At 59.7% G+C, this 19478-nt stretch carries 16 protein-coding genes; 8 read left to right on the forward strand and 8 right to left on the reverse strand.

Annotation, left to right across the window (positions count from 1 at the left end):
- Nucleotides 1-3: 3 nt before the first annotated feature.
- Nucleotides 4-2679, forward strand: a complete 2676-nt coding sequence (locus HNI00_RS15595) for a CPBP family intramembrane glutamic endopeptidase (protein WP_316787501.1) — start codon at nucleotides 4-6, stop codon at nucleotides 2677-2679.
- 54 nt (nucleotides 2680-2733) lie between these two features.
- Here HNI00_RS15595 and HNI00_RS15600 read toward each other — a convergent pair whose 3' ends face one another.
- The 3 genes from HNI00_RS15600 to HNI00_RS15610 all read right to left on the reverse strand — a co-directional run bounded on the left by HNI00_RS15600 (nucleotide 2734) and on the right by HNI00_RS15610 (nucleotide 6030).
- Complete coding sequence (locus tag HNI00_RS15600; RefSeq protein ID WP_172356679.1) at nucleotides 2734-3675, reverse strand: AAA family ATPase; 942 nt, start codon at nucleotides 3673-3675, stop codon at nucleotides 2734-2736.
- A gap of 399 nt (nucleotides 3676-4074) precedes the next feature.
- Nucleotides 4075-5286 (reverse strand): DUF4350 domain-containing protein, encoded by a 1212-nt coding sequence (locus HNI00_RS15605; RefSeq protein ID WP_316787502.1) that lies wholly within the window; start codon nucleotides 5284-5286, stop codon nucleotides 4075-4077.
- A gap of 63 nt (nucleotides 5287-5349) precedes the next feature.
- Entirely contained in the window at nucleotides 5350-6030 is a 681-nt protein-coding gene (locus tag HNI00_RS15610; RefSeq protein WP_316787503.1) for a DUF4129 domain-containing protein, read from the reverse strand.
- A 542-nt stretch (nucleotides 6031-6572) separates the two neighbouring features.
- On the opposite strand from HNI00_RS15610, the gene HNI00_RS15615 reads away from it, so the two are divergent.
- Nucleotides 6573-7283 (forward strand): NnrU family protein, encoded by a 711-nt coding sequence (locus HNI00_RS15615; RefSeq protein WP_316787504.1) that lies wholly within the window; start codon nucleotides 6573-6575, stop codon nucleotides 7281-7283.
- A 58-nt stretch (nucleotides 7284-7341) separates the two neighbouring features.
- The gene (locus tag HNI00_RS15620) at nucleotides 7342-7701 is read left to right on the forward strand and encodes a thioredoxin family protein (protein WP_172356685.1); all 360 of its coding nucleotides are present in this window, start codon (nucleotides 7342-7344) and stop codon (nucleotides 7699-7701) included.
- A 206-nt stretch (nucleotides 7702-7907) separates the two neighbouring features.
- Here HNI00_RS15620 and aroB read toward each other — a convergent pair whose 3' ends face one another.
- Both aroB and HNI00_RS15630 read right to left on the reverse strand, forming a co-directional pair.
- Nucleotides 7908-9011: a 3-dehydroquinate synthase gene (gene aroB / locus HNI00_RS15625; protein ID WP_316787505.1), complete on the reverse strand. Its 1104-nt coding sequence runs from the start codon at nucleotides 9009-9011 to the stop codon at nucleotides 7908-7910.
- Entirely contained in the window at nucleotides 9011-10573 is a 1563-nt protein-coding gene (locus HNI00_RS15630; protein WP_316787506.1) for a hypothetical protein, read from the reverse strand. Before HNI00_RS15630 ends, aroB begins: the two co-directional genes overlap by 1 nt.
- Before the next feature lie 219 nt (nucleotides 10574-10792).
- Between HNI00_RS15630 and HNI00_RS15635 the strand changes: the two genes are divergently transcribed.
- Nucleotides 10793-11191, forward strand: coding sequence for a DUF1823 family protein (locus HNI00_RS15635; protein ID WP_420156374.1), 399 nt, complete (start codon nucleotides 10793-10795; stop codon nucleotides 11189-11191).
- Nucleotides 11192-11227: 36 nt separating this feature from the next.
- Here HNI00_RS15635 and HNI00_RS15640 read toward each other — a convergent pair whose 3' ends face one another.
- On the reverse strand, nucleotides 11228-12073 hold the full coding sequence (locus HNI00_RS15640; RefSeq protein WP_316787508.1) for an LmeA family phospholipid-binding protein: 846 nt from the start codon (nucleotides 12071-12073) through the stop codon (nucleotides 11228-11230).
- A gap of 216 nt (nucleotides 12074-12289) precedes the next feature.
- On the opposite strand from HNI00_RS15640, the gene HNI00_RS15645 reads away from it, so the two are divergent.
- Entirely contained in the window at nucleotides 12290-14167 is a 1878-nt protein-coding gene (locus tag HNI00_RS15645) for an ArnT family glycosyltransferase (RefSeq protein WP_316787509.1), read from the forward strand.
- A gap of 14 nt (nucleotides 14168-14181) precedes the next feature.
- Here the strand turns inward: HNI00_RS15645 and HNI00_RS15650 are convergent, their stop codons facing one another.
- Nucleotides 14182-14313 carry a hypothetical protein gene (locus tag HNI00_RS15650; RefSeq protein WP_316787510.1) on the reverse strand — a complete coding sequence of 44 codons (132 nt, stop codon included), beginning with the start codon at nucleotides 14311-14313 and terminating at the stop codon, nucleotides 14182-14184.
- Between the two features lie 107 nt (nucleotides 14314-14420).
- On the opposite strand from HNI00_RS15650, the gene HNI00_RS15655 reads away from it, so the two are divergent.
- The 3 genes from HNI00_RS15655 (at nucleotide 14421) to HNI00_RS15665 (ending at nucleotide 17853) form a co-directional block, all read left to right on the forward strand.
- Complete coding sequence (locus tag HNI00_RS15655) at nucleotides 14421-14609, forward strand: hypothetical protein (RefSeq protein WP_316787511.1); 189 nt, start codon at nucleotides 14421-14423, stop codon at nucleotides 14607-14609.
- A gap of 252 nt (nucleotides 14610-14861) precedes the next feature.
- Entirely contained in the window at nucleotides 14862-16262 is a 1401-nt protein-coding gene (gene mgtE, locus HNI00_RS15660; RefSeq protein ID WP_316787512.1) for a magnesium transporter, read from the forward strand.
- Between the two features lie 496 nt (nucleotides 16263-16758).
- The gene (locus HNI00_RS15665; protein WP_316787513.1) at nucleotides 16759-17853 is read left to right on the forward strand and encodes a cation diffusion facilitator family transporter; all 1095 of its coding nucleotides are present in this window, start codon (nucleotides 16759-16761) and stop codon (nucleotides 17851-17853) included.
- A 59-nt stretch (nucleotides 17854-17912) separates the two neighbouring features.
- On the opposite strand, the gene HNI00_RS15670 is transcribed toward HNI00_RS15665, so the two are convergent.
- Nucleotides 17913-19448, reverse strand: coding sequence for a helicase C-terminal domain-containing protein (locus HNI00_RS15670; RefSeq protein WP_316787514.1), 1536 nt, complete (start codon nucleotides 19446-19448; stop codon nucleotides 17913-17915).
- Nucleotides 19449-19478 lie beyond the last annotated feature (30 nt).

Here is a 19478-nt window from a genome sequence, read left to right on the forward strand (position 1 = left end):
GGAATGCAGCGACGAACAAGAACAGCACGGCGATGGGAACGCTGGCTCTGGGTTTTGGGGATTAGCGCGATCGCCTTCGCATTCATGCCTCTATACACGCCTCTATACACACTCCTGCGAGACACGCCCCTGCAAGCCAGCGAACCCCCACAACATCTTTTGCTCTTCCCTTCCCAATACGCCTCCACGGTCATTGCGCCCTTCAACCAGCCCGACTATTACCCCATCGCCGCACAGCCGTCTGACGCTTATCGTCCGCTGGGGGACTGGGTGGGTCGGCTGATTTTGCCCAGTGCAGAAGCGTATCAGCAGACCGCCGCCGCGACGCAGGAAACCGACTGGGCCTGGCTCGAAGTCCACCTTGCGCCTGCGGAATATCGCGACTGGGTGGGGCAAACCGTGCGCCTGGCCTGGCAGCCAACTCCCCTCACCCGGGCCTACGTGGCCAAAGCCTCCCGCGATGTGCGGTTTCCGCCCGCTGTGCAAAAGACGCTGGAAAAGGGCATCATCCACCCGATTCGGCTAAATGGGCGCGATCGCGTCGGGCCGCTGCAATCGCTGGCAGGCGGGCATCCCTATGACGACGTGACGGTGGTGCTGCGCGGCCGGGTCACGCCGGAGGGACAACTTGGGGCATCGCCGACGCTGCGCGTGGTGCGCGAACCCGTGCAGGAAACCGGACGATACATCGGGCTAGTGAAGTTTCTCGAACCCGTGCCGCCTGCAAATGCTGCCGATCTGCCCGCCCAGTGTCCCGGTGAACCGCCCTGCGAGAGTGATGATTTTCGAGTGCGCCACTACAACCCTACCTCACGCCAGTTTGACGGAGCAGAAGAAATTGTTCGCGTTCCGCAACAGCCACAAGATAAAGACGGCGTGTTTAACGCAACGACTCGTGACCTAGTGCGATCGCCCGTCGCGGATGCAGGCTGGTATATTACCGGATCGCCCGATCGCACAGGGAAATTCACGGTGCAATCCATGCAGCCAAGAATGCTGGTACAACTCCAGCCCCAGCAAACAATCCTCGATTTTCGCAAAGGGCTGGATTACATTAACTTTCGCAACTGGCAGGACGTAGAGCAGCGCAAGGGAACGATTCAGAGCGTCCTGATTGATGCCAGCGCGAATACATCAGAGAACGCCAAAGCTGAATGGAAAGAGGGCGATCGCGCTTTGCTCATGCACCTATATGGCGGACGCGGCGGCAGCCACAAAGCCCGTGAATCGCTGATTCTGGGAACCTACGCGGGGCACTTTTCCTTTGGCTTGGGGCAGGTGGTGCGCGATCCATTCACAAACGAACTCATCTTTAACCTGGACTACCTCCAGGTCTATGGCAACGGCTCCGACGGCACCCTCTCCGGCGCAAACACCTGGCACAACTATATGGGTAGCCTGATTCGCGGCAAAGCTGGGACGCGCCCCGTGTCGGATGTGCTAGTCAAGCTCGACACGCTGACCGAAGACTACAACTTTGGCGGCGCTCGACTGTCCTTTTTTAACGAACTGCTGGGCGAACTGAGCCTGATCGGGGCCCGCTATCGCATTGGCGACGGCACAGGCGATTCGACCATTACCTCGGCTGCATCTTGTGTGCAGGACTCGGCGCAAGGAATGTTTCTGGCGATTCAGCGCTTCCGCCAGACCGTTGCCAACAATCCCCAAGTCATGGAATGGCTGCGGGCAAACCCCGACGACCCCACCACGCAGCGGTTTCGGCGGCTGGCGCGGCTGGGACGAGATTTGGAAAAACAACTGATGCCGATGGGAATCCTGCGCTGGGACTGGGCGCAAAATGCCGACGTGCTAATGGGCGTGCGATCTCCAGAGGGGGCGCTGCGCGAATCGCCCGACGAAGATCCCGGCGAATTCATCAGCATCGACGATTTCCAAATCCGCAATCTGCTGACGGGGCTGATTAGCTGGCGCACCGCTATGCCCCGCCAGGCCCACGACGAACTGGCCATGCTGTTTCTCACCAACGGCGCAACGCTCTGGTTTCTGCGGCCCAACCAGGTCGGCGGCAACGACCCCGGCATTGCGCCCCTAGAGGCGACGCTGATTTTTGGCGGCTGGAAATTACCCTTCACAGAACTGCCCCTACTCACGTTCCTGGTGCATCGCACCTTCGGCGGTGCGACGATTCCTCGCGTCGCAGATTGGCTCATCATGCTGACGGTCTTACTGGCATTCGGCGTGGTGGCGATCGCCCTTACCCGCTTTGTGCAACGAACCTCCCCATCCTATGCCGTCAAGCATTTCCTCACCTGGAAACCGGCCTCCCTGTCCTGGGCACAGACGTTGCTGACGCTGGTCAAGTTTCTATTCGTGCCCGCATTCCTGGAAGAGTACCTGTTTCGCGTTTTGCTCATTCCCTATCCCAAGCCCTGGCTTGCCGAATGGCGCTGGTGGGGCTGGGCGCTGCTGGCGCTGGGGCTATACGTGCTATACCGCTGGCTGTATCTCCGGCTAACAAAGCAGCAAGACAAAATCGCTCCGCTGCGACTGATGCTCAGTATGCTTCTGGGAATAGCCACGATTCTGACCTATCGTCTGACTGAATCGGCATGGACAATTATCGCCCTGCACTGGATCGCCGTCAGCGGGTGGTGGCTGCTGCTGGGCGGCTGGCAGCACCCGCCGTCTGTCTTAAAGTGGCAAAAGGCTGGCAGGTAAGCCCAGATAAGCCGGAACAAGTCCAGATAACTTATCCTTTTCCTATCTCCCATCCTATCGGGGAACCGCTACCTGACCCAACAGCGAGGTAATCACCTCATCCACCTGCTGCCCGTCAAGCTGGGCTTCCGGGCGGAGGATGAGACGATGGCGGAGAAGCGGACGGGCGATCGCCTTCACGTCGTCTGGGGTCACGAAATCGCGCCCCTCTAGCCATGCCCTGGCTTTGCTGGCTTGCAGCCAGGCCACCGCCGAGCGGGGCGATGCACCCAGCCCCAGATCCGGATGCTGTCGGCTCCGCTGCACCAGCGCCAGCAGATAATCCACCAGGGCATCGGTCATTTGCACAGCGCGAACCTGCTGACGGGCTTTCAGCACTTGCTCAACCGACATGACGGGCTTGATTCGGCTCAGGTCGAGCCGCCGATTTTGCAGTCCCGCCTGCGCGTTGACCAGCATTTGTCGCTCTGCCTTGGGGTCGGGATAGTCCACCACCAGCTTGAACAAAAAACGATCCAGCTGGGCTTCGGGCAGCGGATAAGTTCCTTCAAACTCCAGCGGGTTTTGCGTGGCAATGACCCAAAACAGGTCTGGCAATGGCAAACTCTCGCCATCCAGCGTCACCTGCTGTTCTTCCATCGCCTCCAGCAGAGCGGCCTGAGTTTTGGGCGGCGTGCGGTTGATCTCGTCCGCCAGTAGGATTTGGGTAAAAATCGGCCCTTTTTTGAGGCTGAAGCTGCGCGTATTCAGGTCGAAAATATTCGTGCCCAAAATATCCGACGGCAGGATATCAGGCGTGAGCTGAATCCGCCGAAAGTCGCCCTGCACCAGCCGCGCCAGCACCTTCACCATCAGCGTTTTGCCCGTTCCTGGCACACCTTCTAGGATGACGTGCCCGCCACATAGCAGCGCCACCAGCAATTGCTGCGACAGGGCAGCCTGTCCAACGACGACGCGATCGAGCGCTTGGGCAAGGGTCTGGAAGGGGTTGGGCATAGAAAGTGGGGTGCTGGAGTAACAGATCTGGGAGGACTTTTTACAGGAGTTACAGGAGGCCGGGCGAGCAGAACATCTGAAATCTTACTCTCCTGCTTTCATCTACTGGGTATACACAAGTCTTCTAGGCTTGAGCGGCGATGCTTTGCCCCCCTTAGCCCCCCTTAAACAAGGGGAACCGAACCCAGAGTGACCCGAAGCAGGGAGGACTGGCTCGGAAGTCCCCCTTACTAAGGGGGATTTAGGGGGATCGTTCAGAGCCTTATACAAACAATCGAGAGGTCTGTCCGACCGTAGCCTCCTCTCATCCTTCCATCATCTCGCTATCTGCCGCCTGCGTCACTCCGTCACTCCAACCTACTAACCAGCCCACCAGTCCACCATCCCGCCATCATGCCATCACTCCCGCCTCAACGCCTGCACCCGACTCACCCAGTCCAGCAAAGCGCGATCGCCCAGCCGTTTCTTTCGCTCTGGGTTGAGCAGGCGGCGGAGTTCGGCGGCGGGGCGGCCGGTGTGCTGCTCCCAGGCTTGGGAGAGGGTGAGCAGGTCGGCGGGAATATTGCCCAGTCCGAGCGATCGCTGGAGGTTGATCTGTTCGGCTTTGCAGAGGGTGTCGATCACAAATTCAGTCGATTCGGCTTTGCGGAGGACGGTGCCGAGGGCCTGGATGTAGGCTTCGCTGTTGTCCAGTTTGGGGGGTGGGTCAGGCAGCGGCTTCCCCATGCGGCGATTGCCAGCCCACACCGCCAGCGCCAGCAGCACCAAGGATTGCACAACCAGCAGCGCGATCGGCGTGCGGCTCAGGTATGCCCAAACGGATTGGGGCGATCGCCCGGTCGCAGCCTCTCTCTGGGGGTCACGATAGCCGTGGATATATTCGTCTACCCAGACGGGATACCCCGGTTCTGTCACCAGATTGGCCAGAAACGAGAAATTTCCCGGCTCATCCTGATAGGCATTGGCGGCGAGGTGGGGCGTGGCAACGCGGATGACTTTACCTGCGCCCACCGTCTGCTCCCATGCAACGAGTCCAAACGGATCGCCCAAGCGGGCATTGAGTCCGGGCGACGGAGCCTGACGGCGGGTGGTTTCCACGGTCACGTCGCCTTGGGGGGTGGGCAAGACCGATCGAAAGGGTGCCCCTGTGACGGGCGATCGCACGCCCACCAGCACCAGCACGTTGCCCCGCCGCAGCCAGTCCTCGTCGGGGCGTAATAATTGCTCCACGAGCGGCGCAATGCCCACCAGCGTCATCGGCTCCGCTGGGCGATCGTCGAGGGAGGAACCTGCCCCCGAATTTTCCCCAGAGCCAGGGGCCGGAGGATGGTCAGCGCCGCTCCCCAGACTCTGAGCATGGGCAGAAATGGGCATGGCTTCGGGCAGGCTGGAATCGGGCGGCTCCAATAAGTCCTCAAAGGGGCGCTGCCACCGCTGCACGGGGGTTCCCTGCGCCTGCATATAGGCAAACCAGGCTCCATAGCCGTCGGGGGCGCGGCCGTAGGTCGATCCGGTTCGCAAGCGGGTGCTGGGAGCGGCGATCGCACTCAAGACCACCAGCGTCGCTAGTGCAACTGATAGAACAATCCAGGCGCGACGGTTCAGCTTCATGGCAGATTCATGGCAGATTCATGGCAACACTTCCGCAAGATTTCGACAAAATTTGCAAGATTGCTACTGGGAAGTCGAAATTTCCTGGTAGGCCCGTTCACACTGCTCGAAGGCTGCTGCCGAAACCGGAGTCGGGCTGAAACAGAGCCGCTCGTGGGTGCGAATTAGCACTTCATAGGGCTGAGCATTGGGCAGCGCATTCAGCAAGTGGAGATATTCGCCATCTGTGCGGCTGGGCAGGGGCGAAATCTGGTGGCGATCGCTCAGTCGATGCAGCGCGGCATGATACAGCGCTCGGCAGGCTTCTCGATAGTCGCCTTGGCGCTGGGCCGCCTGCGATCGGGCCAGCCATTCGGCAGTGCTGAGTTCCGGCGCTGGGGCTGGGGGCATGGGGGCGATCGCCCGGCCCTGCTGCCGCTGAAACGCCTCCCAATAAGGCCGTAGCCACTGCACAAGCCACCATGCAGCCCAAATTCCCAGCAACCCCACAATTCCCCAGAACAGCGCCTGCAAGACCCACTCTGGCGGCATCCAGCCTGAGAAATTGGGGCGGTTCGGGCTTTCACCAAACAGCACCCACTCGATCCACTCGCCCACCTGCTGGAGCGATCGCTGCACCTGCCAATCCAGACTCGTTTTGGCAAAGGTGCCTGCGGCCTCTGGCGCTGCGGTGGCGATCGCCCCTGCTGAATAGACGGCTAAACAGGCCGTTAAATAGCCCGAAAGACTCCCTGCAATACCCATCGCATCGGCTGTTCACTCTCTCCCTAAAATATCAGGGGGCAAGGGAATCGACACAATTGCCGAATCAATGGATGCTTTTAGGACTTACGCACTTGCGATTAAATTTTCTGGGTTTTGGACGATTTCTCGCGGGCTGCGCCCGCGAGAAATCGTCCAATTGCGTAAGTCCTAGCTTTCTGGAAGGCAAACAGGTCGTTTTGCTTCAAAAATGAGCCACAAATGAGTCACGGACTGGAAGCCGCGATTCTGCGTTTTCTGTGGGAATGAAACTTTAGGATCAATTTGGGATCAAGAATCTTCCCATTTTGGCGAAATTAGCATTGGCTGAATATGCAGGAACCTGTATCCTGTAACACGAAGGGAGTTTTGATCCCTGCTGTGGTTGGCTCAAAATCTGGCTGGTTTTGATGCTGATCTTACAGACCAGGTTATAAACCAGGTTACAGACCAGGATTATGCTGCCCGGTTCGCCCGCCTGACGGACTTGCCTCCGTAACCGCCGTCACTGTATCCCCTAAGCTCCCGACTTGGCTCCTAATCTTATGCGTGACGACTGGCTTACCTCCAGCCACTTTGTAATGTTTGGGCTGTTGATTGGGTTTGCGATCGCCCATAGCGGCCTCGCGGCCTTGCGTCCCTATGCCGAAAAACGCATCGGGGCACGTCCCTATCGAGTGATTTTTGCGCTAGTCAGCCTGCCCCTAGCCACGCTGCTCATTGTCTACTTCATCCAGCACCGCTACGACGGGCTGCGACTGTGGAATGTGCAGGGTGTGCCAGGGATGGAACCGCTGGTGTGGGCGCTGTCGGCGATTTCGTTCCTGTTTCTCTATCCGGCTACGTTTAATCTGCTAGAAATTGCGGCTATTCAAAAACCTCAAGTTCATCTCTATGAAACGGGCATTATTCGGATTACCCGCCATCCACAGATGGTGGGACAGGTGATCTGGTGCATTGCCCATACGCTGTGGCTGGGGACGACCTTTATGCTGGTCACGTCTGCGGGGCTGATTCTGCATCACCTGTTTGGCGTGTGGCATGGCGATCGCCGCCTGACCCAGCGCTACGGCGAAGCGTTTGCAGCGGTCAAAGCCCGTACATCGGTCATTCCCTTTTTGGCAATTCTCGATGGTCGTCAAACGCTCGAATTCAAAGAGTTTCTTCGCCCCGCCTATGTCGGCGTGGCGATTTTTGTATTGTTATTCTGGTTTGCTCACCCGCTATTCATCCAAGCAACAGGTAATCTAGGGTAATAGTGTGATCCCCGATTGATCCCCTGCTGGTTTTTAACCTTTCTTCTTAAAAACTCCTATGCCACTCTCCGTTAACGAAAGCAATTTCTCGAAAGAAGTTTTGGAATCTTCGACCCCAGTTCTGATCAACTTTTGGGCCCCTTGGTGTGGGCTATGTCGGCTCATGAATCCGATGCTGAATCAGCTTCAGGCGGAATGGGGCGGACAGATCAAGCTGGTGACGATCAACGCCGACGAAAACTTTAAGCTGGCAAATACCTATCGGCTGACGACGCTGCCCACGCTGCTGCTGGTGGAAGGGGACAGGGTGCTGCATCGGTTTGATCACTTCGCCAGTCGAGACGACATCCGCAATGCCTCCGAGTCTTTCCATGCGGTGCTTGCTTCTCTGCTGGGCAGCTACAGCTACACGGCATAGCACGCCTAGCGAGTTTGCTATACCCCAATTCGTATACTCCAGATATCCTTCGCCGCTGCACGGGTGAGCCTGTGCAGCGATCGCCCCTCAAGTTGCCTCGCAAGTTGCCCCGCAATTACGTCTCTTCAATCAAGCCTTTATACCAGGGCGTTGACGTGAAGCCGCCTGTCTAGAATTCTTCTAAAATTTTTGCTTCTAAGCTTTTTCTAAGCTGCTTCAGCCATTGCCAGCAGCACCTTGCGAATCACCGCTGGCGTAGCCTGGTCAGTCTCAATTACCGTGCCGATTTGCGTCGGCAGGATAAACCGCACCTGGCCCGCCTTCACCTTCTTGTCGGTTTGCAGGGCAGCGATGATGTCTTCTAGGTCGAGTCCGGCGGGCAGGCGCGTAGGCAGGCCCGCTTTCTGGATCAGCTCGGTTTGGCGACGGTTAGAGTCTGCGTCCCATAGGTTCAGTTGGAGGGCGATCGCCCCTGCCGCCACCATGCCAATGCCCACCGCCTCGCCGTGATTCACCAATTTGTAACCCGTCAGGCTTTCCACTGCGTGCCCAATCGTGTGCCCGTAGTTGAGAATTGCCCGCAGGCCCGCCTCCTTTTCGTCCTTGCTGACGACGTGCGCCTTCGCCTGACAGGATCGCGTCAAGATCGTCTGCATGAGTTCTGGCGAAACATAGCGCTGCTGATCCAGCCGCTTTGCCTGCTCTAGCTGTTGAAACAGGTCGGCATCCCAAATCACGCCATACTTGATCACCTCTGCCATGCCTGCGCGAAACTCGCGGGGCGGCAGCGTCGCCAGCACCTCTGGGTCAATCAGCACCAGGCGCGGCTGGTGAAATGCGCCGATCAGGTTCTTGCCGTGGGGATGGTTTACCCCGGTTTTGCCGCCGATGGAGGCATCCACCATCGCCAGCAGCGAGGTCGGCACTTGCACAAACCGGATGCCCCGCAGCCAGGTGGCCGCCGCAAAGCCCGCCATGTCGCCCACCACGCCGCCGCCCAGCGCCACAACCGCCGACGATCGCTCTAGCCGATGGGCCAGCGCCACATCGTAGAGCTTCTGAATCGAACCCAGCGTCTTGTAGCGCTCACCCGCCGGAATCAGCGCGTGGCACACGTCGAAGCCTGCTGCCTCCAGGGAGGCGATCGCCCCTTCGCCATAGCGCCGAAAAATCATCGGGTTCGACACCAGCATCAGCTTGCGCCCCAATCCCAACGGTTGGAGCCAGGCTCCCAATTGCGACAGACCGCCAGGGGCGATCGCCACCTCGTAGGAATTTTGCGGCAGATCCACCGAAATCACAGCGTTCATCAATCCTGCTTCGCTCCGTAAGACTGCCAATAGCCCAGGGTTTCATCTTTGGGCGGGCCCCCCACGGGCGGCGGCACGACCTGGCTCGCAGCATGGGTCGGCGGCACCCAGCTAATCGGCGGCGGCAGCACCTTCTCGGTCGAGCCTCCACCCACCGGGGGGGGCACTGCGTGGGGTAGGGGCTGGGAACCCACGGGCGGCGTAATGCTGTAATCCGATGGGTAGGCCCCCACGGGCGGCGGCAGGGGCTGCTGCTGCGGACGCGAGCCAATCGGCGGCGCAACCGCGTATTCCGCAGGCGTAGCGCCAACCGGAGGACGCACAGGCATTCCGGCAGGCTGGGCCCCGTGCGCTCCAACTGGAGGGGCGATCGCATAATCCGACGGATACGCCCCCACCGAAGGCGGCCGGTGATAGTCCACAGGTGCAGCCCCAATCGGCGGCGGCACAGTTGCGCCAACAGGACGCGATCCAATCGGCGGCTGAATCGTTGCGCCCACCGGATGCGACCCAATTGGCGGCTGAATCGGCAGGTTCGCAGGAGTTGACCCGATCGGCGGCTGAATCGTTGCGCCCACCGGATGCGACCCAATCGGCGGTGCGATTGGCAACTCTGCGGGACGCGACCCGATCGGCGGCGGTACAGTTGCACCCGCGGGGGTTGACCCGATCGGCGGCGGTACAGTTGCACCCGCGGGGGTTGACCCGATCGGCGGCGGCACGGTTGCGCCAACAGGACGCGATCCAATCGGCGGCTGAATCGGTAAATTCGCAGGAGTCGATCCAATTGGCGGCTGAATCGGCAAGTTTACAGGACGCGATCCAATCGGCGGCTGAATCACTTCGCCCACCGGATGCGACCCAATCGGCGGTGCGATTGGCAACTCTGCGGGACGCGACCCGATCGGCGGCGGTACAGTTGCACCCGCGGGGGTTGACCCGATCGGCGGCGGCACGGTTGCGCCAACAGGACGCGATCCAATCGGCGGCTGAATCGGTAAATTCGCAGGAGTCGATCCAATTGGCGGCTGAATCGGCAAGTTTACAGGACGCGATCCAATCGGCGGCTGAATCACTTCGCCCACCGGACGTGACCCGATTGGCGGCTGAATCGGCAAGTTTACAGGACGTGACCCGATCGGCGGCTGAATCGGCAGGTTCGCAGGGGTTGACCCGATCGGCGGCTGAATCGGCAAGTTTACAGGACGCGATCCAATCGGCGGCTGAATCGGCAGGTTCGCAGGGGTTGACCCGATCGGCGGCGGCACAGTTGCGCCCACCGGATGCGAACCGATCGGCGGCTGAATCGGCAAGTTTACAGGACGCGATCCAATCGGCGGCTGAATCGGCAGGTTCGCAGGGGTTGACCCGATCGGCGGCGGCACAGTTGCGCCCACCGGATGCGAACCGATCGGCAGCGAAATGGGTCGATATTCGATTGGGTAAAGCGGCAGATTCGCAGAGGTCTGGTGTGCAGATGCCTGGGCAGGGGGAACAGGCTCCACGGGTGGCGACCACCCTTTCGGCGGCGGAATCTGGTAAGGGCCGTTAATCAATTCCACGGGATACCTCTGAAGAGATCTGATAAAGAGATCTGAAGCGCAGCGCCGGGAAAGAAGCTGGGCGATCGCCCCTCTATCCCAACTTGCGAAACCCAACTTGCGAAACCCAACTTGCGAAACCCGACCTGCGAAACGCTGCAATGCGCTTCACTGCGTGTCATGATTTTTGCATATTTCGCAGACCGACTGCACCGACCGACGCAATTCGCCATCAGCGCCATGAGTGCTACAAATTTACCGCCCCTCACAGTCGAAACCGTGTGGGCCATCCTCAATGACACCCTCGACGATGCCACCGCCAATCAATTGGTGTGGCACTGCCTGGGCTATCGCCAGCGCGAAGACGGCTCCTGGGACACTGCCACCGTATCCGAAGACTGGCGCAGCGCCTACCCAGAGCCGCCCGACTTTATCGACAGCCGCTCGGCCACCGTCAAGCTGACCCGCTCCATCGCGCCCGAAAACAAGCAGCTTTTGAAAGAGCAACTCGGCTTTGGTGGCTATAAGGTAGGCGAACTCGTGCCCCGCAAAACGCGCCGCGCCACGATCGCCAACTGGCTATTGGGCTACATGAAAGACCAGCAGACCGAGCAAACCGAGCAGAATCTCTCCGGCTAACTTGCCGCTGTGCAGTTGGCTATTATTCGGGCACAACTATTCGGGCACAACGTTGATCTTGCCGCGACAGACCAAGTGGCGATCGCCCAGTTCCAGGTCTTGAATCTCCACATCGCTGCCCAACTCCAACGCAAATCCGTCTAAATCGTGCAGCGCCAGTCCGCGCTTTGCCTTGGGCGTAGGCAACCACTCCGGATTCACCAGATGAAGCCGCTGCCCGTTCGTGGTGCGGAGTCCGGTGCGGATGATGAAGGGAACCGGACTGCCCTGATTGCTCGACACCAGCGCCGCGCCCAGCGTCAGCAGCCCTGGGGCAACTTTGGCGCGAAAGTCGTCCAGCAAAATCGGCGTTTTGCCATCCGGCGTGACCAGATCCGGCGCGGCTCCCGCCTTCAGCAAATTCAGCAGCAGATCGTTCACCACGCCTGCCAGCAGAGGCCCCTGGAGCGAGTCGTTCAGGTCTTGCTGCGACAGGCGCACTTCTGCCTGCACCGGGACGGCTCGCTCTAGCTGGAGCGGCTTACCCCGCAAGATTTGCCGAAAGTTGACCTTGATGCCGCGACCGACCAGGGTGATGCGCTCCAGGTATAGCCCGCGATAGACCACGTTTCGCGCCGAAATCGTGACGCGGGGAATCAGACCCGTTAGCAACTGGCGATCGCCCCCCTCAATCAGCAAATTCAGGTCATCTACGTGTTCCACCTGCGATCGCAGCCACAGCCGCAGCGCCGGAGTCAGAATCGTGCTGATGATATGGCTTTGGCGCGGCACAGGCAGGTTGCGATCCGGATCGGGCAAACTTGCCGGAGCCTGCGGGTCGAGCGCCGGAGCCTCGTAGTCGGCCGTGGTCGGGTCAGAGGATTGCGGTTGAAAATGGGTCATCGGGCCTACAGATTCGCTTCCTCCAGTGTAGCGCCCGCGTCATCTCCCCCTTCTATCCACTCTATCCACACCAGAGTAGGGATTGCCCCACCTTTGAAGTTTGAGCCTAGGGCCTAGCCTGTACAACGGATTGAGACGGATTGAGGATGTACAGAAGGGACGATGATGCGATGATGGGAACGGTATTTTTCCCTTTTCCCCCGCCTGCGCTGACCCATGACCTCGTTCGCGTTTCCCCGCCTCCGCCCCTGGCTCCAGCACCTCGACAAGCGCCCGACGCTGAAATGGGGGCTGGTGGCGGCGTGGTTGGGGCTGCTCTGCGGGTTGGGCTTCTTTTGGCAACTGGGCAGCATTGGGCTGGTGGACGAAACCGAGCCGCTGTTTGCCGAAGCGACGCGCCAAATGGTGGAAACGGGCGACTGGATCACGCCGTACTTTAACGAAAAGCCTCGATTTGACAAGCCGCCGCTGATCTACTGGCTGATGGCGATCGCCTACAAAACGCTTGGGGTCAACGAATGGGCCGTCCGGCTGCCCTCTGCCCTGTCTGCTGCGGCGCTGGTGGTCTTCGGCTTCTTCACCCTGCTGCGGTTTGGCTATTCCCGACCCGGCTTGTCCGCAAAGGCAGAGCAAGATGGTGAAGAGGCGATCGCCCCATCTCCGCCATCTCCGCCATCCTCGCCATCCGCCCCATCCCCGCCATCTCCCAAATTCCACTGGTTCCCGGCCGTCCTTGGCTCTGGGCTGATGGCGCTGAACTTGCAGACCATTGCCTGGGCGCGGACGGGCGTTTCGGATATGCTGCTGAGTGCCTGCGTGGGCGGGGCGCTGCTGGCGTTTTTCTGGGGCTATGCCTCGTCGCCAGATTCACTAAGGGCAAAAGAGCGCTGGTATCTGGCGTTTTTTGTGCTGTGTGGGCTGGGCGTGCTGACGAAGGGGCCCGTGGGCGTGGTGCTGCCGGGGGCGACGGTGGCGGCGTTTTTGCTGTATCTGGGCAACGGGCGAACCGTGCTGAGGGACATGCGCCCGGTGCGGGGTGGGCTGGTGTTTCTGGCGATCGCCCTGCCCTGGTATATCCTCGTCACCCTTGCCAATGGCGACAAGTTCATCGACTCCTTCTTTGGCTATCACAACGTCGAGCGCTTTACCCGCGTAGTGAACCAGCACCGTGCGCCCTGGTATTTCTACGTCGTGGTGCTGCTGGTGGGGTTTGCGCCTTATTCCGCGCATTTGCCTGCGGCGATCGCCCGACTGCGGTTTTGGCGACGGTCGCGCTGGCAGGCAGAAGACCGCCGCACCCAGCTTGGGCTATTTGCGCTGATCTGGGCGGCGGTGATTTTTGGCTTTTTCACCATCGCCGTCACCAAGCTGCCCAGCTATGTGCTGCCGCTCTATCCAGCGATCGCCATTCTGGTTGCGCTGTTTTGGAGTGATCTGCTGCTGCATCGACCCCGCGCTGGCTGGGGCATGGCGCTAAGCCAAGGGCTGAATTTGCTGCTGCTGGCGGCATTGGCGATCGCCAGCTACAACAGCGCCCCCTGGCTAGACAGCGACAACGCCGTGCGCGGACTGGAGGAAGCCATCACCCGGTCGGGGCTGCCCATCGTGGGCACGGGGATCTGGGGGTTGGCGCTGCTGGGGGCGATCGCCCTGCTAATCCGACGACAAGGGCGCTGGCTGTGGGGCGTAAACCTGGCGGCAATGGCGCTGACGCTGCTGCTGTTTGTGTTTCCGCTGATGGATATTCTGGACATTCATCGCCAACTGCCCCTGCGCCAGCTTGCTGCCGAAATTGTGGAACAGCAGCAGCCCGACGAGCCAATCATGATGGCGGGCTTGCACAAGCCGAGTCTGGTGTTTTATGGGCATCGACCGATTTTCTTTGCCCAGCGCCAGGAAACGGCGATCGCCTACATTCGTCGCCAGTCTCGCGGCCAGGGCGATCCGCCGTCGATGCTGCTGGTGGGGCTGGGCTACAAAATCGAAGACCTGAACCTGCCACCCGACCGGATGACGCTGCTGGCCGAAGCGGGTAAGTATGACCTGGTGCGCCTGCAACTGCCCGTGGCGCTGCCGCCGCCCCAGTCCAACTAAACGCAAAAATCCGCTCAGGACTTGCGGCCCCGATCTGCCCTTGCCAGAATCACCAGGGCCTTGTCGATGTCGCGGATTTTGATGCTCCGCAGGGCAATGAGCAGGGATTTCAGCAGCGCTACTTCATCATCGGTGAGGTGGGTCATAGAGCATCCTTAATTAGACTGGCTACGGTCAGTTTATACGTATAGCCGTATAGCCGCAAGACCGAATGAGAAGATCCTGTCTGTACGTTTGCGGTGATGCAAGACGAGTGAGCGCCAAAAAACGCCCGGAACTCAGAATCTATCTGGACTCTGACCTCGATAAGCTGGTGAAGACGATCGCCACGATTCGAGAAGAGTCGATCAGCGCAGTTGTCGCAGAAGCGCTAGAACTATGGCTGCAACAGCCTCAACAGCAGGAAATCATCGAGAAGCATCGGCTCGACGAACTGGATTAGCGGTTTCTTGAAAGGAAATAGCCTTGAATAGAGGCAAGCAGGGATTATTCGCGTGGTTACGAAGAAAAATCAAGTAACGATTTATCTATCCGACGAGATTCGGGACAAGATTAAGGCGATCGCCCCACTCGTTCTACTCACTCGTTCTACCCACTCGTTCTACACTGAGATAACAAGCGAGAGCCAGCGCGATCGCCCCAAATCATCTAGATCATCTGCCAGTCCTACCCCATCCCGCCTTTTCAAACACCCTTGACCGCTCTTAAAGACGAGTCTCCGTCGGGTTCCCCAAGCCTTTCCCAAACTGAGTTGCGGCCCATCGTGCGATCGCAACTCCAGCTATTGCTAGAAGCCAACAACCTGCCAGAAGCCAAAGCCCTGCTCGCGCCCGCACAGCCGGCCGACATTGCCGAAGCAATCGAGGATTTGCCCAACCCTCTCCAGGCGATCGCCTTTCGCCTGTTGCCCAAGGACGAAGCCATTGAGGTGTACGAATACCTCGACCTGGAGGTACAGCAATCGCTGATCGAAGAGTTTCGCGGCCAGGACGTGCTGGATATCGTGGAGCAGATGTCGCCCGACGACCGCGCCCGCCTGTTCGACGAGCTGCCCGCCAAGGTCGTGACGCGGCTCTTGTCGCAGCTCAGCCCCAAGGAGCGTGGCGCAACGGCCCTGCTGCTGGGCTATGAACCGGGCACCGCTGGGCGCATCATGACCCCCGAATACATTTCCCTAGAGGAAGGGTGGGACGCGACCCAGGCGCTCGCGCACATCCGCAGCCTCGCCCGCGCCAGCGAAATGATCTATTACCTCTACGTCACGGACGGCTCCCGGCGGCTAACGGGCATCCTCTCCCTGCGCGACCTGGTGGTGGCCCAGCCAGAGCAGACCATCGGCGACATCATGGTGCGCGAGGTGGTCAGCGTGCAAACTGACACGGCCCAAGAAGACGTGGCGCGGCTGATCCAGCGGTACGACTTTTTGGCGCTGCCCGTGGTGGATGCCGAGCGACGGCTGGTGGGCATCGTCACGGTAGACGACGTGCTGGACGTGCTGGAGGCTGAGGCCACGAAAGAGATCTACCAACTGGGCGGCGTGCAGTCGGGCGATGCCAGCTATTTTCAGACCAATCTGCTGACGGTGGCGCGGCGGCGGGTGGTCTGGCTGCTGGTGCTGCTGATTACCAACACAGGGACGAGTGCCGTGATTCGCAGCCAGCAGGACGTACTGGAGCAGGTGGTGGCCCTGACGGCGTTTATCCCGCTGCTGATTGGCACAGGCGGCAACGTGGGCGCACAGTCGTCTACCGTCATCATTCGCGGGCTGAATACCGACGAACTGCGCTCCACCAAACCCTGGGCGATAATTGGACGAGAGGCGATCGCCGGGGCGTTTCTGGGCATCATGCTGGGCGCGGTGGTGCTGCTGTGGGCGTACTTGTTGCAGGGAAATTGGGTGGTGGCGATCGCCGTCGGCACAAGTCTGGTGAGCATTTCTGTCCTGGCCTCGGTAGCGGGTTCCAGCCTACCTTTCCTGTTCCAGCGGCTGGGGTTCGACCCCGCCCTCATGTCGGCCCCGTTCATCACCACGTTTGTCGATGTCCTCGGCGTGATGATTTACTTAAACGTCGCCCGGCTCATCCTCAAGCTGTAGCGGGGTTGGAGATGAAGGGTTGATTCAGATGCCTCCAAATCGTCAGGGTTTTCAGAAGAACGGAATCTAGATACTGTTTCGGTAGTCAAGGTGCAGGACAAAGTTTGGTCGGTTCAAAGGACTGCTTGGAATGCAAAACAGCGTAGATGACCGGGAATGTTGATACCTAAACAAATCGTGGATGTCATCGGCGCACTCCTGAGGGAGGGGCGATTGCACTCCCGATGCTATCCTTGTCAATCCGGGTTGGTTCATGACGCTGAACACCCGTTATACTGTCCACTCTGCCGTTGGCAATCTAAACTGAGGGCAGGAGGCTCTTGAATCTAGGCAGCGAGCTTTGAGCTTGAGGGCGTGTCCAGAGTTACTCCTGCTACTTCCAAAATACAAGGGCGATTTGGGTCATCTGGAGCAATCTATGAGCAACAGGAAATTGATAGGCTAAAGTCAAACTTGGTCGTAAGCTATAGAGACTCAGCTTGCTCTGGTGAGCGCTATGCACATTCACACCCTGGAACCCTGGCAACATCCGCACGACTTTTTGATCCGTCAGGATCGGGCAGAACGCAAGACCCAAATTGTGCTGGTTCTGACTGCTGTCACGATGGTTGCTGAGATTGCAGCGGGAACCCTGTTTGGCTCGATGTCGCTGCTGGCCGATGGGTGGCACATGGCAACCCACGTTGCCGCGTTTGGAATTACGGTCTTCGCATACCAATACGCCCGGAAACAGGCCAACAATCCCCAATACACCTTTGGCACGGGGAAGGTTAGCGTGCTGGGTGGGTTTACGAGTGCGATCGCCCTAGCGGTGGTGGCGCTGCTGATGGCGATCGAGTCGGGATATCGGCTATTTCAGCCCCAGCAGATTCAGTTTAATGAAGCCCTCTGGGTGGCGCTGCTGGGGCTGGGGGTGAATTTGGTCAGCGCTTTGCTATTGCAAGATTCCCACGATCATTCTCATAGCCATTCCCACGATCATTCTCATAGCCATTCCCACGATCATTCTCATAGCCATTCCCACGATCATTCTCATAGCCATTCCCACGATCATTCTCATAGCCATTCCCACGACCCTGTGGCTCCTTCTCACCAGCCGCATCTTCCGCACGAGACGGCGCACTCGTCCCATACCGACCACAACCTGCGGGCTGCCTATGTTCACGTCCTGGCAGATGCGCTGACCTCGACGCTGGCGATCGCCGCCCTTTTAGCAGGCAAATTGGGAGGCTGGACTTGGCTCGATCCAATCATGGGCGTGGTTGGCGCAGTGGTGATTGCTCGATGGGCCAATAGTCTGATCCGAGAAACGGGGGCCATCTTGCTAGACGGCGCAACCGATCGCACGGTTCGGCTAGACCTGATCAGCGCCATCGAAGCCGATGCCGACAATCGGGTGGTTGATTTGCACGTGTGGAACGTTAGCCCGGTTCATCTAGCTGCCACCGTTGCGCTAGTTACCCACGATCCGCAGCCACCAGAGCATTACAAAAACCTGCTGAAACACATCCCCGCGCTCTCTCATGTCATCGTTGAAGTCAATCCCTGCCAGGGAGAGGTCTGCATGAGCCTGTCGTCTAAAGCGCCATGAGAGTGCTGTGAGGCTGTATCTCCGCCAGCCCAAACGCCTTTCAGTAAGTCAGTAAGCGGCTATTCCAGAATGCCCATGCCTTCAAGGTGTCGAAAGAGGCTGGCATCGAGGTAATTAATCCGGGCCAGGGGAGCTAGGGCGGCGAGGACTTGTTGGCCGTAGCTGCGGTAGTTTACACGGGTGTCGAGCAGGGCAACCACACCCTGGGACTCGCGGGCAGGGGCGATCGCCCGTTGCAGCTCGCTTAGGGCTTCTGGCAGCAGATAAAGCCGAAACCAATCCTGGCGCTGCTGCTTGTAGTAGGCGACGCGGCCAGACACCAGCGGCTCCTCCAGGGAGGGAATCGGCAGCGTGGTGATGACCAGCAGGCTGGGCGCGGGCAAGACGGCCTGCTGCTCTCGCCAAAACTCCCAGCCGCATACCAGAATGCCCCGCTCATCCAGACAGGTTTTTTCCACCTGCACGCGGGAGCCATACTCCGCCGCCAGTTGCGACCCAAGCTGCGATCGCAGCGGCACATCCCCCACCAGCACCACCGTCAATCCCTGCTGTGCTACGTTCGCCGCCAGCATGGCCCGCAGTTCGCTCATCAGCGCGGGCTGAAACTGGGGCGTGTTGGGCAGGGGAAAGCGATCGGGCAGGTAGAGATGAATAAGCTCGTGCTGGCGATCGGGCGAAAACTTGAGACAGGTGACATCCTCCAGCCCGATGCGCTGTCGATAGATTTCCGCGTCGGTTTCCTGATCCACCGCGCCGCCCACCAGCACCACGGGCTGCTGTGTCCACACGGGGCGCAGGAGTTCTGCTAGGTCTGCGGGCGCACAGGCGATCGCAAACTGACCCAGCCGGCGGTTTACATCTGCCCAAATCATCTGCCCCGGCTGCGGATAATGCTGCCAAAACTGCCGCCAGACATCGGGCAGGGCAGCGGTTTCCTCCGCTAGCCGCTGTGCCAGTTCGCTCAATACCGCTAGCTCGGCTGCATCTAGCAGATAGCAATCGTAAGGATTTGCCGGATGCTGAAACAACTGGCGGGTGAGCCGCACCCGCATATCTCGAATTTGCTCCGTTTGGCTCGGACAGGCCAGCATCAGCGCGTCCCAGTCGGCAGGACGGAGCGTAATGGTTAACTCTTGGCGGGCCCAGCGCTCCAGATCATCTGCGCCGTCAAAAATCGTTGGCACTGCGGGCGGAAACCGTCCCTCATTTCGCAGCCGATCCGCCAGCCAGGATTGGGGCGTGGTCAGCAGCAAGCCCTGAAACCCGTCTTGCGGGAGGCGATCGCCCGTCCGAATTGCCTTTGTTGCCGGAATCCACTGGCGCAACCGGGGAATCTCCACCATCAGCAGGCGCTGCTGCACTGCCTCTGGAGCCACCAGCACCGTCGCCTCGGGCCACAGCAGCGCGGGCATCAAATAGCTCAGCCGATAGCGCCCGTGATAGCCCGACGGCGCACCCGCCTGCACCAGCGCACTGCGCCCCAGCCGCAGGGCCCGCGCCACCAGCCGCGCCATCGTCAAATGATGGGGCCAGTAGGGTTCGCCTTGCGCCCGCAAAAACGCCCGTAGCTGCTGATGAACCTCGACCTCGATCACGCGCTGGTTTCATTCTCCGGTGGACTGTCC

The organism is Thermoleptolyngbya oregonensis NK1-22, from assembly GCF_032705245.1.
Lineage (GTDB): Bacteria > Cyanobacteriota > Cyanobacteriia > Elainellales > Elainellaceae > Thermoleptolyngbya > Thermoleptolyngbya sichuanensis.

Excerpts from the sequence above, each read along its gene's own strand:
- HNI00_RS15640 (WP_316787508.1), bottom strand. The coding sequence starts at position 12,073 with ATGACCCATTTTCAACCGCAATCCTCTGACCCGACCACGGCCGACTAC.
- HNI00_RS15600 (WP_172356679.1), bottom strand. The coding sequence starts at position 3,675 with ATGCCCAACCCCTTCCAGACCCTTGCCCAAGCGCTCGATCGCGTCGTC.
- HNI00_RS15650 (WP_316787510.1), bottom strand. The coding sequence starts at position 14,313 with ATGACCCACCTCACCGATGATGAAGTAGCGCTGCTGAAATCCCTGCTC.
- HNI00_RS15620 (WP_172356685.1), top strand. The coding sequence starts at position 7,342 with ATGCCACTCTCCGTTAACGAAAGCAATTTCTCGAAAGAAGTTTTGGAA.
- HNI00_RS15610 (WP_316787503.1), bottom strand. The coding sequence starts at position 6,030 with ATGGGTATTGCAGGGAGTCTTTCGGGCTATTTAACGGCCTGTTTAGCC.
- HNI00_RS15595 (WP_316787501.1), top strand. The coding sequence starts at position 4 with ATGCAGCGACGAACAAGAACAGCACGGCGATGGGAACGCTGGCTCTGG.
- HNI00_RS15665 (WP_316787513.1), top strand. The coding sequence starts at position 16,759 with ATGCACATTCACACCCTGGAACCCTGGCAACATCCGCACGACTTTTTG.
- aroB (WP_316787505.1), bottom strand. The coding sequence starts at position 9,011 with ATGAACGCTGTGATTTCGGTGGATCTGCCGCAAAATTCCTACGAGGTG.
- HNI00_RS15635 (WP_420156374.1), top strand. The coding sequence starts at position 10,793 with ATGAGTGCTACAAATTTACCGCCCCTCACAGTCGAAACCGTGTGGGCC.
- HNI00_RS15615 (WP_316787504.1), top strand. The coding sequence starts at position 6,573 with ATGCGTGACGACTGGCTTACCTCCAGCCACTTTGTAATGTTTGGGCTG.
- HNI00_RS15645 (WP_316787509.1), top strand. The coding sequence starts at position 12,290 with ATGACCTCGTTCGCGTTTCCCCGCCTCCGCCCCTGGCTCCAGCACCTC.
- HNI00_RS15605 (WP_316787502.1), bottom strand. The coding sequence starts at position 5,286 with ATGAAGCTGAACCGTCGCGCCTGGATTGTTCTATCAGTTGCACTAGCG.